This is a genomic window from Peptoniphilus vaginalis (genome assembly GCF_900176605.1).
GTDB classification, from domain to species: Bacteria; Bacillota; Clostridia; order Tissierellales; family Peptoniphilaceae; genus Peptoniphilus_A; species Peptoniphilus_A vaginalis.
The window spans coordinates 404,507-425,607 of sequence record NZ_FXLP01000005.1; the positions used below are offsets into that span (position 1 = coordinate 404,507).

Sequence of the window (21,101 nt, forward strand, 5' to 3'; positions counted from 1 at the left end):
AATGATAACCTTAATAAGTTCATTACTTGTATTTATACTTGTAGTTATACTTCATGAGCTTGGCCACTTTACAGTTGCCAAGTTATCTGGCGTTAAAGTAAATGAATTCTCAATAGGAATGGGTCCAGAAATTTATCAAAAGCAAAAAGGGGAAACTTTATATAGTCTAAGAGCCCTTCCAGTTGGAGGTTATGTTGCTATGGAAGGGGAAGAAGAAAATTCACAAGACCCTAGAGCCTTTAATAATGTTCATATTTTAAAAAGAATGGCTGTTGTTTTGGCTGGTGTTTTTATGAATTTTGTTTTGGCCTTTCTAGCCTTCACCATTATTTTTTCTATAGTTGGATATGGTTCTAATGAAATAGATAAAGTTATGGAAAATACTCCAGCTATGATTTCAGGACTAAAATCTGGCGATAAAATTATTAAAATTAATGAATCAATTACTAGGGATATATATGACATAAATTCTCTTATTTCTAAAAATAATGACAAAGAAATGAATTTTTCAATTGATAGAAAAGGAGAAATCTTAAATATTAAAATTAAACCAGAGTATTCTGAAGAAAATAAAATGTATCTTATTGGAATCACATCAAAAATCAATCATTCAATCTTAAAGTCACTAAGTCTAGGTGCCGATAGGACTTTACAAATTTCAAAAATGATTATTCAAAGTATTAAGATGATGTTTAACGGTTCCTTTAAATTGGAATACTTATCAGGACCAGTTGGAGTTATTCAACTAATAGGTTCTGAATCATCAAAGGGATTCCTGAATTTTTTACAAATTTTGGGCTTAATTTCAGTTAATCTTGGTGTATTTAATTTGCTTCCTATTCCAGCACTTGATGGAGGGAAATTTTTATTTTTGTTAATAGAAGCTTTAAGAGGTAAACCAATTAATGAAAAAATTGAGCAGGGACTTTCCTTAATTGGTATGAGCCTTTTGTTTTCTTTGATGATATATGTAACTATTTTTAATGATATTGGAAGGTTGTTTAATAAATGATAAATAGAAAAGAAACAAAAAAAATTTATGTTGGAAATGTTCCAATTGGTGGAGATTCTTTTATTTCAATCCAATCAATGACAAACACCAACACTAAAGATGTAAAATCTACTGTTTCCCAAATAACAAAGCTTGAAAATGCAGGATGCGACATCATCAGAATGGCTGTCAATGACCTTGATGATGCAGCTGCTCTAAGGGAAATAAAAAAAGAAATTAACATTCCAATAATATCGGATATACAGTTTGATTATAAACTTGCTCTTGCGGCTTGTGAGAATGAATCTGATGCTATAAGACTTAACCCAGGAAATATAGGAGCACCGTGGAAGGTTCAGGAAGTTGTTGAAGCTTGTAAGTTTCATAACATCCCCATAAGAGTCGGCGTAAACTCAGGATCAGTTAAGCAAGCTTTTTTGGATAAGTTTAAAGGAGTGAACGCATCTTCTATATGCTATAGTGCACTAGAAGAAATTGAATTATTAGAAAAAAATAATTTTTATGATATAGCAGTATCTTTAAAAGCTTCTAACGTAAACTTAACTATAGAAAGTTATAGAAAATTTTCTGAAATGTCAAGCTATCCTTTACATTTAGGAGTTACTGAGGCTGGAAGTCCAAAGAAGGGTATAGTAAAGTCAGCAATTGGTATTGGAACACTTTTAGCTGAGGGTATAGGGGATACTATAAGAGTATCTCTAACTTCAGATCCTCTTGATGAAGTAATTGCTGGCAAGGATATTTTAAAAGCTCTTGACTTAAAAAGAGAGGGTATAGATTTAATTTCATGTCCAACTTGTGCTAGGACTAAGGTTGATTTAATTGAAATAGTTAATAAAGCAGAAGAAAGGCTTTATAGTATCAACAAAAATTTAAAGATAGCAATAATGGGATGCCCTGTTAATGGACCTGGCGAGGCAAGGGAAGCCGATATAGGAATTGCTTGTGGACACGGTGAAGGATTAATATTTAGAAAGGGAGAAATAATAAAAAAAATCCCTGAAGATAAACTATTATCGGAGCTTTTATCTGAGATAGAAAAAAATGGGTGATAATTTGATTTTATTAAAAGATATTTTACAAAAATTAAATACTTCATACGAAAATATTTCTGAGGAAATTTTTATAGAAACCATTAAAAGAAATAAAACCACTAATGAAGTTTATTTTGTAATTAATTCAAAAAATGATTTAGATGCAACTTTTAAAGGCGAAATTAAAAATATCTTTTCCAAAAACCTAGATGAATACAAAATATATATTGACTTTAAATCATCTTCTCTATATACCAGTGAAGATGATTTAATTTGTGCAGAAATTTTAAAATACAATCCATCTTCAAAAATTTGGATAAATGATATTAAAATAAATAAAAATAAAAAAATAGGAACAATTGACATAATCCTACCTAGTGAAGAAGCTTTTTATAGTTTAAGTCAAAAGGGTTTTGCCAACTATCTTCAAAAAGAATTAAAAGTTTTTGGAGATTTTACTATTAAATTTGATTTTGTCAAAAATGAATTTGAAGAAGAAAATATTGAGGACTTTATATCTCATATTGAAGAAGCTGAAGAAGTAATTTCCACAAAGCAAGAAGAAGATGTTAAAACTAAGATTGAAAAAAAATCAAAAGAGAAAAAAATAACTAAATCTGACTCCTATGGTAAAAAAGATCTTGGAACAATAGAAAAATTAATCGATGTAAATGTAAACTCACAAAAAGTTAGTGTTGAAGTTGATATATTTAATGTTGAAAACAGAGAGTTAAAAAATGGAAACCTCTTAATATCACTTTCTATTACAGACTATACTTCTTCTACCCTAGCAAAAATATTTTTGAAACCCGATAAGGCAGAAGAGTTTTTAGAAAGCTTCAATAAAGGAGACCATGTAGTAATCACAGGAAATGTTTCTTATGATAATTTTTCTAGATGCGAAACTATCATGATTAGATACATTGAAAAAAAAGATAAGGTTCTTAGAATGGATTATTCAGATGAGAAAAGAACAGAACTTAGGATACATTCTAAGATGTCACAAATGTCCGGTGTAACTTCTTTTACTGATTTCGCAAAAAGAGCAAAACTTTGGGGACAAGATTCTATCGGTATAGCTGATACAAATGATGTTCAAGGTTTTCCAGAAGCTATGGAGGCCGCAGAAAAAACTGGATTAAAAATTCTATACGGTACTGATATTAACTTTGTTGATGACAAAGAAAAAATTGTTACTAACTATGAAGATGGAAAAACTTATGATACCTATGTCGTATTCGATATAGAAACCACAGGACTTTCTTCAAAAAATGATAAAATTACAGAAATTGGAGCTGTTAAGATTAAAAACGGAATAATAGTGGATAGATTTTCACAACTTATTAATCCAGAAAAGGAAATACCGCAAGTTGTTGTTGAACTAACAGGGATTAGCAATGCTTTAGTTGAAAATGAACCCACTATAGAAGAAGTAATTCTCAAATTCTATGACTTTTCTAAAGATGCAGTTTTAGTAGCTCACAATGCAAAATTTGATATTTCTTTTATAAGACGAGAGTACGCAAACAATAATTTAATATTTAATCATCCTATTTTAGATACTCTGGTCCTTGCAAGAGCAACGATGGTAGATATGAAGAGGTTTAACCTAGGAACCCTTTGTAAAAATCTTGGAGTATCCCTTGTAGGTGCACACAGAGCAGTGAATGATGCAGAGGCTACTGCTGAAGTATTTATTAAGTTAATTGAAAAGATAAAAAGAGAAGAAGAATTTAATTTTGAAAATCTAAATCGAGAAATAATAAACATAGATTCTAAACGTTTATTCGAGTCATCCTTGTTGTTGTTAGTTAAAAATGAAATTGGCTTGAAAAATTTATACATGCTAATTTCAGATTCTCACATGAAATACTTTAATTTTGTAGCTAAAGTGCCTAGAAGCCTTCTGGATAAATATCGTGAAGGAATATTAGTAGGTTCAGGTAATGCTAATTCAGAATTATTCGATGCTATTTACAGGATGTGCCCTCAAGAAGAATTGCTTGAGATTGCAAAATATTATGACTTTTTAGAAATACAGCCAGCAAGTGATAACATTCTTGCAATTGAAGACGGAAAATACACTATTGATGATATAAGAGAAATTAATAAAAGAATAATATCCTTAGGTGAAGAATTAAATATACCTGTGGTTGCTGATTCTGACACTTATTATCTTGAAGAATCTGAAGATGTACTTAGAAGAATAGTGCTTAATGGTAAACCAGGAAGACCAGATCCTAGAGCCAGCAGAAATCAAAAATTTTATTTTAAAACTACAGAAGAAATGCTTGATGAGTTCTCTTATTTAGGGCAAGACAAGGCTTATGAAGTTGTCGTAACAAATACTAAAAAGTTAAAGGATTCTATAAATGATATTAAGCCAATTCCAGATGGAACTTATCCTCCAGTTATTGAAGGTTCTGATGAAAGTTTAAGAGAAATGACCTACAAAAAAGCACATGATATTTATGGAGATGAACTTCCAAAAATTGTAGAGGAGAGATTAGAAAAAGAACTAAAGTCAATTATTTCAAATGGTTACTCAGTCCTCTATATAATTGCTCAAAAGCTTGTAAAAAAATCTAATGATGATGGCTTCTTAGTAGGATCAAGAGGTTCTGTTGGTTCATCCTTTGTCGCAACAATGGCAGACATAACAGAAGTAAATCCACTTCCACCACACTACATTTGTCCAAATTGTAAATATTCTGAATTCACAGAAGACTTAACTTATGGTAGTGGAGTTGATATGCCAGATAAAGTTTGTCCTAAGTGCGGCAGTCCTCTTAAAAAGGATGGACACAACATTCCTTTTGAAGTTTTCTTAGGTTTTTATGGTGATAAAGAACCAGATATTGATTTAAACTTCGCCGGTGAATACCAACCAAGGGCACATAAGTACACTGAAGAATTGTTTGGTGAAGGTTATGTATTTAGAGCAGGGACTATTGGAAAAATTGCAGATAAAACTGCTTATGGTTATGTGAAGAAATATTTTGAAAATAAACATATTTCTCCTATAGAAATTGATAGGTTATCGCGAGCCATAACTGATGGAAAAAGGACTAGCGGACAACATCCAGGTGGTGTAATGATTGTTCCTAAATCAAATTCAATTTTTGATTTTACACCAATTCAGTATCCTGCAGATGATCCAAGCTCTGGAGTAATAACAACACACTTTGATTATAACTTTATCCATGGAAAGATTTTAAAATTAGATATACTTGGTCACGATGGTCCAACAATTATTAAAATGTTGGAGGACTTCACTGGAATTGATTCCAATACAATAAGATTTGACGATAAAAAAACACTCTCAATCTTTAATAGTGCAAATGCCTTTAATATGGACGAAGAAATTTTTTCTTGTAAAACAGGGACTCTTGGAATACCAGAGTTTGGAACTTCTTTTGTTATATCAATGCTCTTAGAAACAAATCCAAAGAACTTTGCAGACCTCGTTAGAATTTCTGGTCTATCTCATGGCACTGACGTATGGATTTCTAATGCACAAGAGCTAGTTGACTCTGGCAGAGCTGAGCTTAAAGACGTTATAGCTACAAGAGAAGATATTATGGTTTATCTTATTAATGCTGGTGCCGAAAATAAAATGGCCTTTGACACAATGGAAAAAGTTAGAAAGGGCAAGGGACTTACTGAAGAACAAGAAAGTATAATGAAGAACTTAGACTTACCTGAATGGTATATTGATTCTTGTAAAAAAATTAAGTATATGTTCCCTAAAGCTCACGCAGTAGCCTATGTTATGCTTTCTTTTAGAATCGCATATTATAAATTAAACTATCCTTTGGCCTTCTATGCAACCTTCTTCACTATTAAGTTAACAGACTTTAATGGAGAAAATATTATTGAAGGACCGAACTTTTTGAAGAATAGGATTAAAATCTTAAGAGAAATTGAAAAACCAACAGCTAAGGATAAGGGAGAAATTAGAGTTTCAGAAGTTGCACTTGAGATGTATGCTAGAGGTTTCCAATTTTTAAAAGCAGATATTTATAAGTCAATGGCATCTAAGTTTACCATTGAAGATGGAAAAATCAGAATGCCTATACGAGCAGTTCCTGGAATCGGAGAAAATTGTGCTAGTAAGATAGAAAAAGAATCAAAAAAATCAAACTATCTATCCATTGAAGACTTTTCAAAACGAACTGGTGCAGGAAATTCTGTTATAACAATTTTACAAAAAAATGGTATGCTTGATAACTTAGACGAAACAAACCAAATTTCATTATTTAATTTTTGAAAAACTTGTATTTATAGCATTTTATGTTATAATCTTAAATAAGAAAGATATTTTAGAGTAAAGAGTGGGTGAGCCCACTCTTTGTTTTTTAGTAGTGAGGTGTTAAGTGAATAAAAAAGAATTAAAAAAAGAAATTTACCCACTAGCTGAAGAGGTAGCAGAAGAACTTGGTTACGAAATTGTAGACATTGAATTTCAAAATGGATCAAAGCATGATTTGTTATCAATCTTTATTTATAAGAAAGAAGGAATTGATTTAAATGACTGCACTGATATGAGTAGAAGTCTAGAAAAAAAACTAGACAATTTAGAAATTTTAAAAAATCCTTATTATCTTGAGATTTCTTCGCCGGGACTTGATAGACCTTTAAAAACACAAGATGACTACAGAAGAAATATTGGAAATGAAGTAGATGTTAAACTTTATGCTCCAATAGACGGAAGAAAAGAATTTAGTTTTGTTTTAGACAAGTACGACGATGAAAATGTATATTGTACTCTTGATGAAAAAGAATTTGCAATACCAATTAAGTCAATTTCATCAATGAAACAAACTATTAAATTTTAATGGAGGAATAAATGAATCAAGAGTTTATTGACGCTTTAAGTGAAATCGAGAAAGAAAAAGGAATTTCTAAAGAAATCGTCTTTGAAGCTTTGGAATCAGCTTTAGTTTCTAGTTATAGAAAAAACTATGGTACATCAGAAAATGTTATTGTAAACATGGATAGAGAAACTGGAGAAATTAAATTATTTGCTTCTAAAAATATTGTAGAAAAAGTTGAGGATCCTCAACTTGAAGTTTCTTTAGAAGAAGTAAAGAAAATTAATCCAAACTATGAAATTGGAGATGTATATAACCAAGAAATTCACCCAAAAAATTTTGGAAGAATTGCTGCTCAAACAGCTAAACAAGTTGTAATTCAAAGAATTAAAGATGCTGAAAGAGATATAGTATTTGATGAGTATGTTGAAAGAGAAAAGGAAATTATAACAGGACTTGTTCAAAGAAAATCTTACAATAATGTTTACGTAGATTTAGGTACAACTGAGGCAATACTTCCTTACAGTGAGCAAATTAGTGGAGAATCTTATAATCATGGAGATAGATATAAGATGCTAATCTTATCAGTAGAAAAATCTACTAAAGGTCCTCAAATAGTTCTTTCAAGATCTCACCCAGATTTAGTAAAAAGACTTTTTGAATTAGAAATTCCAGAAGTTAGTGAAGGAATAGTAGAAATCTATTCAATTTCTAGAGAAGCTGGTTCAAGAACAAAAATAGCTGTCTTTTCTAGAGACCCAGAAGTTGATCCCCTTGGAGCTTGTGTAGGCTACAAGGGTCAAAGAGTTAATGCAATTGTAGATGAAATTGACAATGAAAAAATTGATATTGTTATATACGAAAAAGAAATTGATAAGTTTATTGCAAACTCTTTGAGTCCTTCTAAAGTTGAGAAGGTTTTTGTAAACGAAGCAGAAAAATCTGCTCTTGCGATTGTACCTGATTATCAACTTTCTCTTGCAATTGGTAAAGAAGGTCAAAATGTTAGACTTGCTGCAAAATTGACTGGATGGAAGATAGATATTAAGTCAAATCTTCAGTTTGAAGAGTATCTTGAAGAAAGAAATATGACAGAAGAGGAATTAATAGAAGAATACGAAAATTCTGTAAAAGAGAGTACAGAAGAAGTAACAGAAGATATTAATATGCCTGAAGAAGAACAAGCTTTAGGAGAAGATAACATAACAAATGAAGATTCTGACAATTTAGAGGATGCAAATGAAGAATCTTCTGTTGAAGAAAATGAAATATAAAATTCTTAATTTAACGGAGTAAATAATGGCTAAAATTAGGAAGATACCTATGCGTACATGTATAGGATGTAGAGAACAAAAGGCAAAAAAAGATTTAATCAGAGTAGTAAAAAACAAAGAAGATGAAATCTTTATTGATAAAACTGGAAAGGCAAATGGAAGAGGAGCTTATTTATGTAATGACAAAAGTTGTTTGGAAAAAGCGATAAAGTCAAAGGCTTTAAATAGGGCATTTCAAACAGAAATTAGTGAGGAAGTTTATGAAAAACTAATTAATTCTGTAGATTAAGCTTCTTTTTAGGAGGTGTTCAATTTGTCAAAAATTAGAGTACATGCGTTGGCAAAAGAAATTGGTATTACAAGTAAAGAACTACTTTTAAAATTAGAGGAACTTGAAATATCAGTAAAAAATCACATGTCAACATTAGACAGTGCTGAAGAAGAAAAAATAAGAAATTTATACAATAAAACTTCTTCAAAAAATGAATCTCCTGTAAAGAATGAAAATTCGAATAAAAAGAGAGATAAGAGCAAAAAAAACAATCCTAATAGGGAAAAACAAGACGTAAAAAATTTAGATAACAAAAAGAGTAAGAAAGAAAACAAAGACAGACATTTAAAAAAAGACTCAAATTCTAATACTTATGAATTAAAGGAGGATAAAAAACTTCTTGACAAAAAAAATAAGAAGAAGAATAAGTCTAAGAATAAAGATGATAAAGATGATAATAACAACTTCTTTAAAAGAGATTTAACTAAGAAAAAACCTAAGAAAAAAGTTAAATCAAAACATAAAGTTGAAGAGGAAGATAAGGGAGATGATTCTATAATAGTGATTGCACCTATTACAGTTAAAGATTTTGCTAACCAATTAGGAGTATCAGTTTCAACAGTTATAACAAAGCTAATAGGACTTGGGGTTATGGCAAATCAAAATCAAAGTATTGATGAAGATACTTGTGTCTTACTAGCCGATGAGCTTGGAGTAGAAATAGAAATTGAAGCCCCAAATCTTGACCAATCTGTTGAGGAAGAATACGGACTTTTAAAGGGAGATAAAGAGAGAGACCTTAAGCCAAGACCACCTGTTGTAACAGTTATGGGGCACGTTGACCACGGTAAAACTTCTTTACTAGACTCAATTAAAAAAACACACGTTACACAATCAGAAGCTGGTGGAATTACTCAGCATATAGGAGCATACACTGTTAACCTTTCAGGAAAGAAGATAACTTTCCTTGATACTCCTGGTCACGAAGCCTTCACTTCTATGAGACTAAGAGGAGCTCAAACTACTGATATTGCTATTCTTGTTGTAGCAGCAGATGATGGGGTAATGCCACAAACTATTGAAGCTATTTCGCACGCAAGATCAGCAAATGTACCAATAATTGTAGCAATTACAAAAATAGATAAACCTGAAGGAAATCCTGAAAGAGTTAAGCAAGAATTGATGAACGAAAACCTTGTTCCCGAAGAATGGGGAGGAGATACAATCGTTGTTGGTGTTTCTTCTAAAACTGGAGAAGGTATAAATGACTTGCTTGAAATGATTCTATTAGTTGCTGAAATGAAAGAACTAAAGGCTAATCCTAACAGACGTGCTGTAGGAACAATTATCGAGGCAAATCTAGATAAAGCTAAGGGACCTATGGCGACTATTCTTATTAAAAATGGTACTTTAAGATTTGGTGATGCTGTAGTATCAGGAACTTGTTCAGGTAGAATTAGGGCAATGGAAGATGATAAGGGTAAAAGAGTTAAAAAAGCAGGCCCTTCAATGCCAGTTGTAATTCTAGGACTTAATGATGTTCCTAATGCTGGAGATACAATCTATGCAGTAAACGACGATAAAACTGCAAAGGCTATTGCTGACAAGAATAAAGAGATCTCAAGAGAAAAGAGACTAAGTCAAACTACTAAGATTAGCCTTGACAACTTATTTGAAAAAATTTCAGAAGAAGATGTAAAAGAACTTAATATTGTTGTTAAAGCTGACGTAAAGGGTTCAGTTGAAGCGCTTAACCAATCGCTATTAAAACTTTCTACTGATGAAGTTAAGATTTCTGTTATTCACTCTGGAGTTGGTGGAATTAATGAATCTGACGTAACATTAGCTTCTGCATCTAATGCAATTGTTATAGGATTTAACGTTAGACCTAATATTAATGCCATCGAACTTGCAAAAACTGAAGATGTAGAAATAAGAACTTATAGAGTTATCTATGAAATTATAAATGATATCGAACAAGCTGCTAAGGGTATGCTTGATCCAGATATCGTTGAAGAAATTCTCGGAAGATGTGAAATTAGACAAACCTTTAAATTACCTAACAATCAAATGGTTGCAGGAGTTTATGTGTTAAGTGGCAAAATCTTAAGAAATTCAAAAGTCAAAGTACTAAGAGATGATGTTGTTATTCATGAAGGTGATATTGCTTCACTTAAGAGATTCAAAGATGACGCTAAAGAACTTGCAACAGGTTTTGAAGGTGGACTTGTTATAGATGGATTTAATGATATAAAAGAGGGCGACCTTCTTGAATCATATATCATGAAGGAAGTTGAGAGATCATAATGAATAATAAAAGAATAAATAGAATCTCTGAAGAAGTAAGAAAAACTATTTCCAATATTGTTCAAAATGAATTAAAGGATCCTAGAATACCATCTATTACAAGTATCTCTCATGTTGAAGTGACTAACGATTTATCCTTTGCAAAAGTTTATGTTTCTGTCTTAGGGGATGATTATGATAGAGATGAAGCAGTTGAAGGACTTAATTCTGCTAAGGGCTTTATTAAAAAAGAATTAGCACATAGAGTAAAACTTAGGGCTATGCCTGAATTAATTTTCATTAAAGATGACTCTATAGAAAAAGCTATGGAACTAGACAAACTTATAGAAGAGGTAAATAACAAAAATGATTAATTTAAAGGAAGTATCCTCTGAATTAAAAACTTTAATAGATAGTAGCCAAACTATTGCAGTTGCATCCCACCTAAATCCAGATGGAGATAATTTGGGGTCTGTGACTGCAATGATTGGCATGCTTAATAAACTTGGTAAAAATCCTATTTTTGTTCTGGATGATCTAATACCATCGACCTTTGAATTTTTACCAAATCTCTCCTTTGCAAAAAATCCTGACAATATTGACACAAGTTTTGATTTATTTATTGCTCTTGACTCATCAGACGAAGATAGGATGGGAGATAGGGTAAAAGAAATCTTTAATAAATCAATTAAAACTGTTAATATAGACCACCACTTTAGCAATAAAAATTATGCTAATCTGAATATCGTAGATGAAAAATCACCAGCAACTTGTGAAATACTTGCTAGGGTCTTTAAGTGTCTTGGACTTGATTTAAATAAGGAAATCGCGACTTCTTTATTTACTGGTCTTTCAACTGATACAGGATCATTTAAATATAGCTCTGTTACATCACAAACCTTTGAAATAGCTTCAGAATTATTTGAATATAATATTGATATTAATGAAGTAACACAAAATGTTTATCAAAGTAGATCTAGACAAAAAACCGACCTTTTAATTAAAGCCATGAACTCTATTGAATACTTTGATGGAGATAAAATAGCGGTAGTTATTGTTACTAAAGACGATATGGAAAAAACTAAAGCTGCAAAATCAGATGCGGATGGGATTGTTGAGTTTGTTCGAGATATCGATTCAGTTGAACTTGCTGTGCTTCTAAAAGAAAAGGATGATTGTATAAGATTGTCTCTTAGGTCCAAATCTTATGTAGACTGCACAAAAATAGCTTCAAAATTTAATGGTGGTGGTCATATAAGAGCTTCAGGTGGAACAATTAATCACACTGACCTTATTAAGGCTAAAAAAGATTTGATAAAAGTGGCAGAAGAAGAGCTATGATTGATGGTCTATTAATATTTGACAAAGAAAAAGGAATCACTTCTCACGACTTAGTGTATAAAGTCAGACGCAAGTTAGGTATAAAAAAAGTAGGACATACTGGAACCCTTGACCCAATGGCAACAGGTGTCCTAGTTATATCTATTGGTAAGGCCACTAAGACTAGTGATTATATAATTTCTAGTGACAAAGAATATAAGGCTAGAGTCAAACTCGGTATTCTAACAGATACCTATGATATTACTGGCGAAATTTTAAAAGAAGAAAAGGTAACTTTTACAATAGACGAAATCACAAATGCACTTAAGAACTTCACTGGTAAAATGACTCAAAAACCTCCAATATACTCTGCCTTAAAAGTAAAAGGAAAAAAACTTTATGAATATGCTAGGGAAGGCAAAGATGTTGAAATCAAAAAAAGAGATATTGAGATTTATAATAATGATCTATTAGACTTCAATGGAAATGACGAGTTTTTGATAAGAGTAAAGGTATCTAAAGGAACTTATATTAGATCTATTGCTAATGATATTGGAGAATTCCTTGGCACTTATGGAACACTTACTGAACTTAGAAGAACTAGGACTGGAGATTTTAAAATTGAAGATTCTATAACGACTTCATCCTTTCAAGAAATGTCTCTTGATGAAATAAAAGAAAAAATCTTGCCTATGGATAGAGCTTTAAGTAATTTTAAAAGGCTTGAGATAGATAAAAGTTTTTGTCAGAAATTTCTTAATGGACAATTTTATAAACTAAACAATAAACTAGAAGACGAAGATTACAGAGTCTACTGTGATAATTTGTTTTTAGGCATTGGAGAAGTAAAATTTATTGATAATAAAGCCTACCTAAAAATGAAGAAGAAATTAATAGGTGATTTATGAAAATAATTGAAATTGACTTAAATTATGTAGCAGATGAAGAATCAGTTATTGCCCTTGGGAATTTTGATGGGGTCCACAAGGGGCACATTGAATTAATAAATAGGGCAGTTAAAAATGCAAAAAAATTAAATATTAAATCTAGTTTATTACTTTTTAATGAGCATACTGATAACCTAGTCAAAGTTGGAAAGAAAGATATCATAACAACTAACCAAACAAAATTTGAAATAATTGAGGACTTAGGTGTAGATATTATCTATCTTATAGACTTTACTAGAGATTTTATGGCTTATACACCAATGATGTTTTTAAAAGATTTTCTAGCCGATAATCTAAAAATAAAAGGTGTTGTTGTAGGTTATGACTATACCTATGGTTATAAAAAATCTGGAGATGTTGAATTTTTAAATAAAAATAAAAATTTATTTAAAAGTGTGGATGTTATAGAACAAATTTCTTCACACGGTGTAAAAATCTCATCAACTCTTATAAGAAAACTAATTGAAGATGGCAAGATTAAAGAAGCAGATGAACTTTTATCTAGGCCCTATAAATTAATAGGCGAAATTATTCATGCCAAAGGCTTAGGCAAAAAAATGGGATATCCCACTGCCAATTTAAAGTTAATAGATAATTTTGTAATCCCAAGGTTCGGCGTTTATGATACAGATATTATAATCAAGGGAGAGAGGTTTAGGGCCTCAACCAATATTGGAACTAACCCAACCGTTGAACACGATGGAATAAAAATAGAAGCCCATATACTTGATTTTAATAGAGATATTTATGGAGAAATTGTAGAGCTTGAACTATTAGATTTTGTTAGACCAGAATTAAAGTTTGCTTCTATTGAAGAATTATTTAAACAAATCGCTAAAGATGTTTTAGTTACAAGGAATAGATGACTTTACAAGTAAGTTATTATGTGTTAAGATATCTAAGGTTAAATAGCTATTCGCAGTTGGTCGCTCCTCGACGCCTACTTCGATTAGCTTTATCTAAAAATTTAGGAGGAAAATATGTTAGAAACAAACATAAAACAAATTATTATTGACGAATTTAAAACTCACGAAGGTGATACAGGATCACCAGAAGTACAAATTGCTCTTCTTACTAGAAGAATTAACGATTTAAACGAACACTTAAGAATTCACAAAAAAGACCACCATTCAAGAAGAGGACTTCTTAAAATGGTAGGTAAGAGAAGAAACTTATTAAGATATTTAAAAAATAGTGATATAGAAAGATATCGTACACTTATTAAAAAACTACAAATAAGAGGATAATAGGAGCGGTAATCCCGCTCTTTCTTATTAGAAGGAGGAAATAATGGAAAAAACTTATACTATGGATCTTGCAGGTTCTCAGTTAAAAGTAACAATTGGAAAAGTTGCTGAACAAGCTAATGGTGCTTGTTTAGTACAATATGGAGATACTGTTGTACTTGTTACAGCGACAGCATCTTCTAATCCAAGAGAGGGAATCGACTTTTTTCCTCTAAGTGTAGACTATGAAGAAAAAATGTACGCTGTTGGTAAAATTCCTGGCGGATTTATTAAAAGAGAAGGAAGACCTAGCGAAAAAGCTACTCTTTCAGCTAGACTAATTGACAGACCACTAAGACCACTTTTCCCAGAAGGTTATAGAAATGATGTACACATAGTAGCAACTGTTTTAAGTGTTGATCAAGATCATTCACCAGAAATTGTTGCCATGATAGGTTCTTCTATTGCTCTTTCTATTTCTGATATTCCTTTTGATGGACCTACTGGTTCAGTTGAAGTTGGATATATTGACGGAAAATATATAATTAATCCTAGTGAAGAGGAAAGAAATAATTCTAAAATAAATTTATCTCTCGCTGGAACAAAAACTGCCATTATGATGGTAGAAGCAGGTGCCCAAGAAGTTAGCGAAGCAGAAATGCTCGAAGCTATTCTAGATGGTCATGAAGTTATTAAAGAAATTTGTAATTTCGTTGAAGAAATTGCAAAGGAAATTGGCAAAGAAAAAGCTGAATACGAAGTATTTAAAGCTGACGAAGAAATTGTTGCTAAGGTTAAAGAGTTTGGTCAAGATTTACTTGTTAATGCTATTAGAGAAAAGGATAAAGTAGTTAGAGAAGCAAATACTGAAAAAGCTAAGGAAGCTATTAGAGAACACTTTGAAGACCTTATGGAAGAACACGAAAAAGATATTTCAGCTGCAATTGATGAAATTGAAGTTAATGAAATTAGACGTGGTATTATCGAGGAAGAAAGGAGACCTGATGATAGGAAATTAACTGAGATAAGACACCTTTCTTCAGAAGTTGGTGTCCTACCAAGAACTCATGGTTCAGGTTTGTTTACTAGAGGTCAAACTCAAGTCCTTTCAATTGCTACTCTTGGAGCACTTTCTGAAGAGCAAGTTATTGATGGGTTGGGAGATGATAAGCCTAAGAGATATATTCACCACTATAACTTCCCAGGATTTTGCGTTGGGGATACAAAACCATCGAGATCTCCTGGTAGACGTGAAATCGGTCACGGTGCTCTTGCTGAAAGAGCTTTAATTCCAGTTATCCCAGATTCTGAAGAATTCCCTTATACAATAAGGGTTGTTTCTGAAGTTTTATCATCTAATGGATCTTCGTCACAAGCATCTATTTGTGGATCTACACTTGCTCTTATGGATGCAGGTGTTCCTATTAAAGCACCAGTAGCTGGTATAGCTATGGGGCTTATTGAAGAAGATGGAGTTATGAAAATACTTACTGATATTCAAGGCTTAGAAGATCACTTTGGCGATATGGACTTCAAGGTAGCGGGCACTAGAAAAGGTATCACTGCTATTCAAATGGATATAAAAGTTGAAGGAATCAAAAAAGAAATTCTTGAGACTGCTCTTGATAGGGCAAAGGATGCTAGATTTGAAATCCTAGATCATATTGCAACAACTATTGAAAAACCAAGAGAAGAACTTTCTAAATATGCTCCAATAATCCATATGATTACTATTAACCCTGAACGAATTGGAGAAGTAATTGGTGCTGGTGGAAAGATAATAAATAAAATTATTGAACAAACTGGTGTTAAAATCGATATTGATGACGACGGTAAGATTTCTATTTTATCTGATAATGATGAAAAAGCTAAAGAAGCAATTGCGATAATTGAAGATATCGTTAAAGAAATCGAAGTTGGAGAAATTTACCTTGGTAAGGTTAAAAAGATTGTTAAGTTTGGAGCTTTCGTAGAGCTTAAAAAAGGAACTGAAGGTCTTCTTCATATCTCTGAAATTGCCCACGAAAGAACAAATAACGTCGAAGATGTATTAAAAGTTGGCGATTCAGTAGAAGTAAAAGTAATTGATATAGCTAAAGACACTGGTAAGATTTCACTATCAAGAAAAGCTCTAATTGAAAGAGAAGATAATTCAAAAAAAGAAGAAAATAAATAAGAAAAATTTTAGTCGCATTAGAATTTATTTTAATGCGATTTTTTTAAAGGAGAAATTATGAAATTAAAAGTTATAAATAAAAGTAAACACCCACTACCAAAATACGAAACTGAAGGTTCATCTGGTATGGACTTAAGAGCTAACTTAGATGAAAGTTTAGTTTTAAAACCTCTTGATAGAGTTCTAGTAACTACAGGCTTATACTTTGAATTTGAAAAAGGTTATGAAGCACAAGTAAGGGCAAGATCTGGACTTGCATTAAAAAAAGGTTTAGGACTTCCAAATGGTATTGGAACAATTGACTCAGACTACAGAGGAGAGTTAAAAGTTATTTTGATTAATATGAGTAGGGAAGATGTTGTAATCGAAGATGGCGATAGGATTGCCCAAGTAGTTTTTATGAAAATTGAGCTTCCCGACGTAGTAGAAGTTAAAGAAATAAGTGAGACAGAAAGAAGTGACGGAGGCTTCGGTCACACTGGTCTTTAAGAGCACAAATTGTTATAATATTAATGAGGTGCTAGCTCTTGAAAAAATTTTTTAAATCAAATAAAAAACCTACAAAAAAGAAAAATAATAAAAAAGTTAATAAAAGAAATAAAAATTCAGATATAGGTAGTGGTCAAGAAATAATGGGACTATTTTTAATAGTAATTGGTATAGTCTTCTTCATTTGCCTTTATAGTCAAAAAATGGGAATTGTTGGTTCATTAATTTACAAATTATTCTCAGCCTTATCTGGTTCAGGCAATTTTATAATTCCACTTCTTCTAATTTTCTGGGGAATACTTTTTAATATTCAAGCAACAAAACTACACGTTAATCGCTATATAATTTTTTCACTTATAATATTTTTATGTGTTTTAGTTTTCTTGGATGGATCAAAGGAAATGGATATGACACTTATTGAAAGAATTATAAAGTCAACAGAGTATATGGATATTACTAGAAGCGGTGGAATAATCGGAGCTATTTTTGGTTTCTTTTCTTATAAACTCTTAGGATCTCTTGGTACCTATTTAATCCTAGGCTTGATAATTATTGCCTCTATATACTTTATGCTCAGACCTAATATGGAGCAAATTATTATGGCTTTTGAAGATCTAGGGGAGAGCCTTGAAGATAGAAAAAAAGCTTTAGAGAATAAGAAAGCTGCTAGAAAATTAAAGGCTGAAGAAAAAGAAAAGAAAAAAGCCTTAAAAGAAATTAGAAAAAAAGATGCATCAAAAAACATTGACAAAAATGAGTCTGAAAATAATAGTGATGATATTTCAGAAAGTTTAATCATAAAAGATTATTCTGAAGATAATATTATAGAAGCTACTGATAATAATGACTTTGAAAAGATAAATGAAAGTAGCGAAAATATTGGACCAAATAATTCTTTAATAGATAGTCAAGAAGATGAAGAAGTAATTGATACAATAAAAGATGATATCGAACACAAAAAAGAGGAAGAGTTTGTCTATACTTATCCAGACCCAGCGCTATTAGAAAGAATCCCATCAAAGGGAAATTTCTCTAAAAATGAAGTTATAGAAAAGGGTAGAATAATCGAAAATACCATGAAAAATTTTGGGATTGAGTCAAAGGTTGTTGCTATAAATCGCGGACCAGTTATAACATCCTATGAATTAAAGCCTGCTCCAGGAATAAAATTATCCCGAATAGTTGGTTTAAGTGACAATATAGCTATGGCACTAGCAAGTTCTGATTTGCGTATTGAAGCTCCAATACCAGGGAAAACCGTAGTTGGTATTGAAGTACCAAATAATGAAAAGGATTCAGTTGCCCTTAAGGAATTAATTGAGTCAAAAGAATTTAAAAATATAAAATCCGATATTCCTTTAGCCTTAGGTAAGGATGTAGAAGGTAATATTTTAATTTCTGGTATGGAAGATATGCCGCATCTTTTAATAGCTGGTGCAACTGGTTCAGGTAAGTCAGTTTGTATAAATTCGATTATCACTAGTGTAATATACAAATCATCTCCTAAAGATGTAAAGTTAATGCTAATAGATCCTAAGGTAGTTGAACTAAGTGTATATAACGGAATTCCTCATCTTTTAATTGATGTTGTTACTAATCCAAAGAAAGCAGCCTTTGCTCTTAATTGGGCAGTAGACGAAATGGAAAAGAGATATCAAGCCTTTGCAGAAAATCATGTAAGGGATTTAAAGGGCTATAATAAAAAAATGATGGCAGAAGGAAAAGAAGACGAAAAACTTCCAAAAATTTTAATAATAGTAGATGAGTTGGCTGATCTTATGATGGTTGCTTCTAAAGAAATAGAAGAATATATAGCTAGGCTTGCTCAAAAAGCAAGAGCTGCTGGTATGCACTTAATACTTGCAACTCAAAGACCTTCTGTTGATGTTATCACTGGAACTATTAAGGCCAATGTTCCATCTCGAATTGCTTTTGCAGTAGCTTCTTCTGTAGACTCTAGAACAATACTTGATATGGCTGGTGCTGAAAAGTTATTAGGCAAGGGAGATATGCTGTTCTATCCAAGTAAATATCCTAAGCCAAAGAGAATTCAAGGTGCTTTCATAAGTGATGGAGAAGTGGAAAGACTTGTCGACTTTGTCAAAAATAACAACGAAATTAAAAATAATGTTGAGTCAAAAATTGAACAAGCAATTGAAGATAGAAAGGTACAAATTGATAACGAAAGGGACCCTCTTTTTAAAGAAGCAGTGGAGCTTGTAGTTAATGATGAACAAGCTTCTATTTCCTATATACAAAGGAAATTAAAGGTTGGTTATTCAAGGGCTGGTCGTATTGTTGATCAAATGGAAGAAATGGGCATAATTGGCCCTCACGAAGGTTCAAAACCGCGTAAACTTTTAAAAACAAAGGAAGAATTGGATATGATTTTAGGTGAAGAAGATGAATAATGTTCACATAGTGACCCTTGGGTGTTCAAAAAACGATGTGGACTCTTCTATGATGTATTCACTATTAGATAAAAATAAATATCAAATGGTTAATGAAGCAAGCCAAGCTGATATTTTAATAGTAAACACATGTGGTTTCATAGATGCAGCTAAGGAAGAATCCATTGATACAATACTTGAATCTCTGGAATATAAAAATGAAGGTAAGTGTAAAAAAGTTCTATTATCTGGATGCCTTGCTCAAAGATACCCTGAAGAACTTATTAAAGAAATACCTGAGATTGACGGAATAATTGGGACAGGAAACATTGATTATATAAATGAACTTTTAGATAGGAGTCTTGCTGGGGATTTATTCATAAAGACAGATAATTTAAACTCAGCTTATATAGAAGGAATTAGAAAAGAAGTAGTTAAGACTACAGAATATGTTAAGATTTCTGAAGGTTGCAATAATAATTGTTCCTACTGTATAATTCCTTCACTCCGTGGGAAAAATAGATCTAGAAAAATAGAAGATATTTATAGTGAAGTTGACTACCTTGTAAGTAAAGGTGCAAGGGAAATTATATTAATTGCTCAAAATACTACAGACTATGGAATAGACTTATATTCTAAGTACTCTTTAGCAAAATTAATAAAAGAGATTTCCAAAATAGAGGATTTAAAATGGATCAGAGTTTTATACTTATATCCAGATCACTTCACAGAAGAATTAATCGAAGAGTTTAAAAACAATGATAAACTTGTAAATTATGTGGATATGCCACTTCAACACATTTCAGATGATGTTTTAAAAAGGATGAATAGGAAGACAAGTAAGGACCACATTATAAAAACTCTAAAGAACCTCAGAAAATCTGTCCCTGATATTGTGATTAGAACAACATTCATTGTTGGTTTCCCCGGAGAAAGTGATGATGATTTTAACCAATTAGTTGATTTTATTGAAGATATAAAATTTGATAAACTTGGTATTTTTGAGTACTCTTTGGAAGAGGGAACAGGGGCAGCTTCCTTAGATGAACAAATTTCTGATTCAGTGAAAGAGAAAAGAAAAAATGAAATTATGGCAATTCAAAGCGAAATTTCTGCTGACATCCTATCAAAAAATATAGGAAAAAGACTTGAAGTTTTAATTGAAGAACAAGTTGATGAGGAAAACTATGTTGGTAGGACCTATATGGATTCTCCAGAGATTGATGGCGTTACTTATGTTCACTCAAATAAAGAACTTGAAATTGGTAGCTTTGTAGAGGTAAATGTTGTTGATAGTTTAGATTATGACTTAGTAGGTGAAATTATATGAATACTCCAAACAAATTAACTTTAATGAGGACCTTAATGGTTCCTATTTTTATCCTATGTATGTATTTAGATTTTAATAATTCTAGGTTAATAGCTACAGTTATCTTCGCAGTGGCATCATTTACTGACTTTTTAGATGGTCACATAGCAAGAAAATACAATCTTGTTACAAATTTTGGTAAATTTGCTGATCCCCTTGCAGATAAAATATTAGTATGCTCTGCAATGATAATGTTAGTTAGTACTGGCGAAATGCCAGCTTGGGCTGTAATAATAATTATTGCAAGAGAGTTTACTATTACTGGATTTAGAATTATAGCAGCTTCTGAAAATATTACTATTGCTGCAAGTCCCTTAGGAAAATTTAAGACAGTTACACAACTAATTTCAAACATTCTACTTTTAACAGGTTTGGAAAGTCTAAGGGGCATTGGAATGATTATATTCTATCTAGCTGTAGTATTTACTATTATTTCTGGTGCTGATTACCTTATTAAAAACAAAAAAGTATTGGACTTAGAAAATATATAAGG

At 31.5% G+C, this 21,101-nt stretch carries 17 protein-coding genes; all 17 read left to right on the top strand.

The window, feature by feature from the left end; all coding sequences use genetic code 11:
- Position 1 precedes the first annotated feature (1 nt).
- The 17 genes from rseP to pgsA all read left to right on the top strand — a co-directional run bounded on the left by rseP (position 2) and on the right by pgsA (position 21,099).
- On the top strand, positions 2-1,012 hold the full coding sequence (rseP, locus tag CAN42_RS06785) for an RIP metalloprotease RseP (protein ID WP_085876064.1): 1,011 nt from the start codon (positions 2-4) through the stop codon (positions 1,010-1,012).
- On the top strand, positions 1,009-2,064 hold the full coding sequence (gene ispG / locus CAN42_RS06790; RefSeq protein ID WP_085876065.1) for a flavodoxin-dependent (E)-4-hydroxy-3-methylbut-2-enyl-diphosphate synthase: 1,056 nt from the start codon (positions 1,009-1,011) through the stop codon (positions 2,062-2,064). Before rseP ends, ispG begins: the two co-directional genes overlap by 4 nt.
- Positions 2,057-6,316, top strand: a complete 4,260-nt coding sequence (locus CAN42_RS06795; RefSeq protein ID WP_425330844.1) for a PolC-type DNA polymerase III — start codon at positions 2,057-2,059, stop codon at positions 6,314-6,316. Before ispG ends, CAN42_RS06795 begins: the two co-directional genes overlap by 8 nt.
- 106 nt (positions 6,317-6,422) lie before the next feature.
- Positions 6,423-6,884 (top strand): ribosome maturation factor RimP, encoded by a 462-nt coding sequence (locus tag CAN42_RS06800; protein WP_062571242.1) that lies wholly within the window; start codon positions 6,423-6,425, stop codon positions 6,882-6,884.
- A gap of 11 nt (positions 6,885-6,895) precedes the next feature.
- Positions 6,896-8,134, top strand: a complete 1,239-nt coding sequence (gene nusA / locus CAN42_RS06805) for a transcription termination factor NusA (RefSeq protein WP_085876066.1) — start codon at positions 6,896-6,898, stop codon at positions 8,132-8,134.
- Between the two features lie 25 nt (positions 8,135-8,159).
- On the top strand, positions 8,160-8,423 hold the full coding sequence (gene rnpM / locus CAN42_RS06810) for an RNase P modulator RnpM (RefSeq protein WP_085876067.1): 264 nt from the start codon (positions 8,160-8,162) through the stop codon (positions 8,421-8,423).
- A gap of 24 nt (positions 8,424-8,447) precedes the next feature.
- Positions 8,448-10,712 (top strand): translation initiation factor IF-2, encoded by a 2,265-nt coding sequence (gene infB, locus CAN42_RS06815; protein WP_085876068.1) that lies wholly within the window; start codon positions 8,448-8,450, stop codon positions 10,710-10,712.
- Positions 10,712-11,065, top strand: a complete 354-nt coding sequence (gene rbfA / locus CAN42_RS06820; protein WP_062571238.1) for a 30S ribosome-binding factor RbfA — start codon at positions 10,712-10,714, stop codon at positions 11,063-11,065. The genes infB and rbfA overlap by 1 nt, the downstream gene beginning before the upstream one ends.
- Positions 11,058-12,032 carry a DHH family phosphoesterase gene (locus CAN42_RS06825; protein WP_085876069.1) on the top strand — a complete coding sequence of 325 codons (975 nt, stop codon included), beginning with the start codon at positions 11,058-11,060 and terminating at the stop codon, positions 12,030-12,032. Before rbfA ends, CAN42_RS06825 begins: the two co-directional genes overlap by 8 nt.
- Positions 12,029-12,919 carry a tRNA pseudouridine(55) synthase TruB gene (gene truB, locus CAN42_RS06830; RefSeq protein ID WP_338091442.1) on the top strand — a complete coding sequence of 297 codons (891 nt, stop codon included), beginning with the start codon at positions 12,029-12,031 and terminating at the stop codon, positions 12,917-12,919. The genes CAN42_RS06825 and truB overlap by 4 nt, the downstream gene beginning before the upstream one ends.
- Positions 12,916-13,824: a bifunctional riboflavin kinase/FAD synthetase gene (locus CAN42_RS06835; RefSeq protein WP_085876070.1), complete on the top strand. Its 909-nt coding sequence runs from the start codon at positions 12,916-12,918 to the stop codon at positions 13,822-13,824. The genes truB and CAN42_RS06835 overlap by 4 nt, the downstream gene beginning before the upstream one ends.
- Before the next feature lie 114 nt (positions 13,825-13,938).
- The gene (rpsO, locus tag CAN42_RS06840) at positions 13,939-14,205 is read left to right on the top strand and encodes a 30S ribosomal protein S15 (RefSeq protein ID WP_062571235.1); all 267 of its coding nucleotides are present in this window, start codon (positions 13,939-13,941) and stop codon (positions 14,203-14,205) included.
- Positions 14,206-14,248: 43 nt separating this feature from the next.
- Positions 14,249-16,360: a polyribonucleotide nucleotidyltransferase gene (locus CAN42_RS06845; RefSeq protein ID WP_085876071.1), complete on the top strand. Its 2,112-nt coding sequence runs from the start codon at positions 14,249-14,251 to the stop codon at positions 16,358-16,360.
- Between the two features lie 57 nt (positions 16,361-16,417).
- Positions 16,418-16,849, top strand: coding sequence for a dUTP diphosphatase (dut, locus tag CAN42_RS06850; RefSeq protein WP_085876072.1), 432 nt, complete (start codon positions 16,418-16,420; stop codon positions 16,847-16,849).
- A gap of 143 nt (positions 16,850-16,992) precedes the next feature.
- Positions 16,993-19,260 carry an FtsK/SpoIIIE family DNA translocase gene (locus CAN42_RS06855; RefSeq protein WP_085876380.1) on the top strand — a complete coding sequence of 756 codons (2,268 nt, stop codon included), beginning with the start codon at positions 16,993-16,995 and terminating at the stop codon, positions 19,258-19,260.
- Positions 19,253-20,569 (top strand): 30S ribosomal protein S12 methylthiotransferase RimO, encoded by a 1,317-nt coding sequence (gene rimO / locus CAN42_RS06860; protein ID WP_085876073.1) that lies wholly within the window; start codon positions 19,253-19,255, stop codon positions 20,567-20,569. The genes CAN42_RS06855 and rimO overlap by 8 nt, the downstream gene beginning before the upstream one ends.
- Positions 20,566-21,099, top strand: coding sequence for a CDP-diacylglycerol--glycerol-3-phosphate 3-phosphatidyltransferase (gene pgsA, locus CAN42_RS06865; protein ID WP_062571230.1), 534 nt, complete (start codon positions 20,566-20,568; stop codon positions 21,097-21,099). The genes rimO and pgsA overlap by 4 nt, the downstream gene beginning before the upstream one ends.
- Positions 21,100-21,101 lie beyond the last annotated feature (2 nt).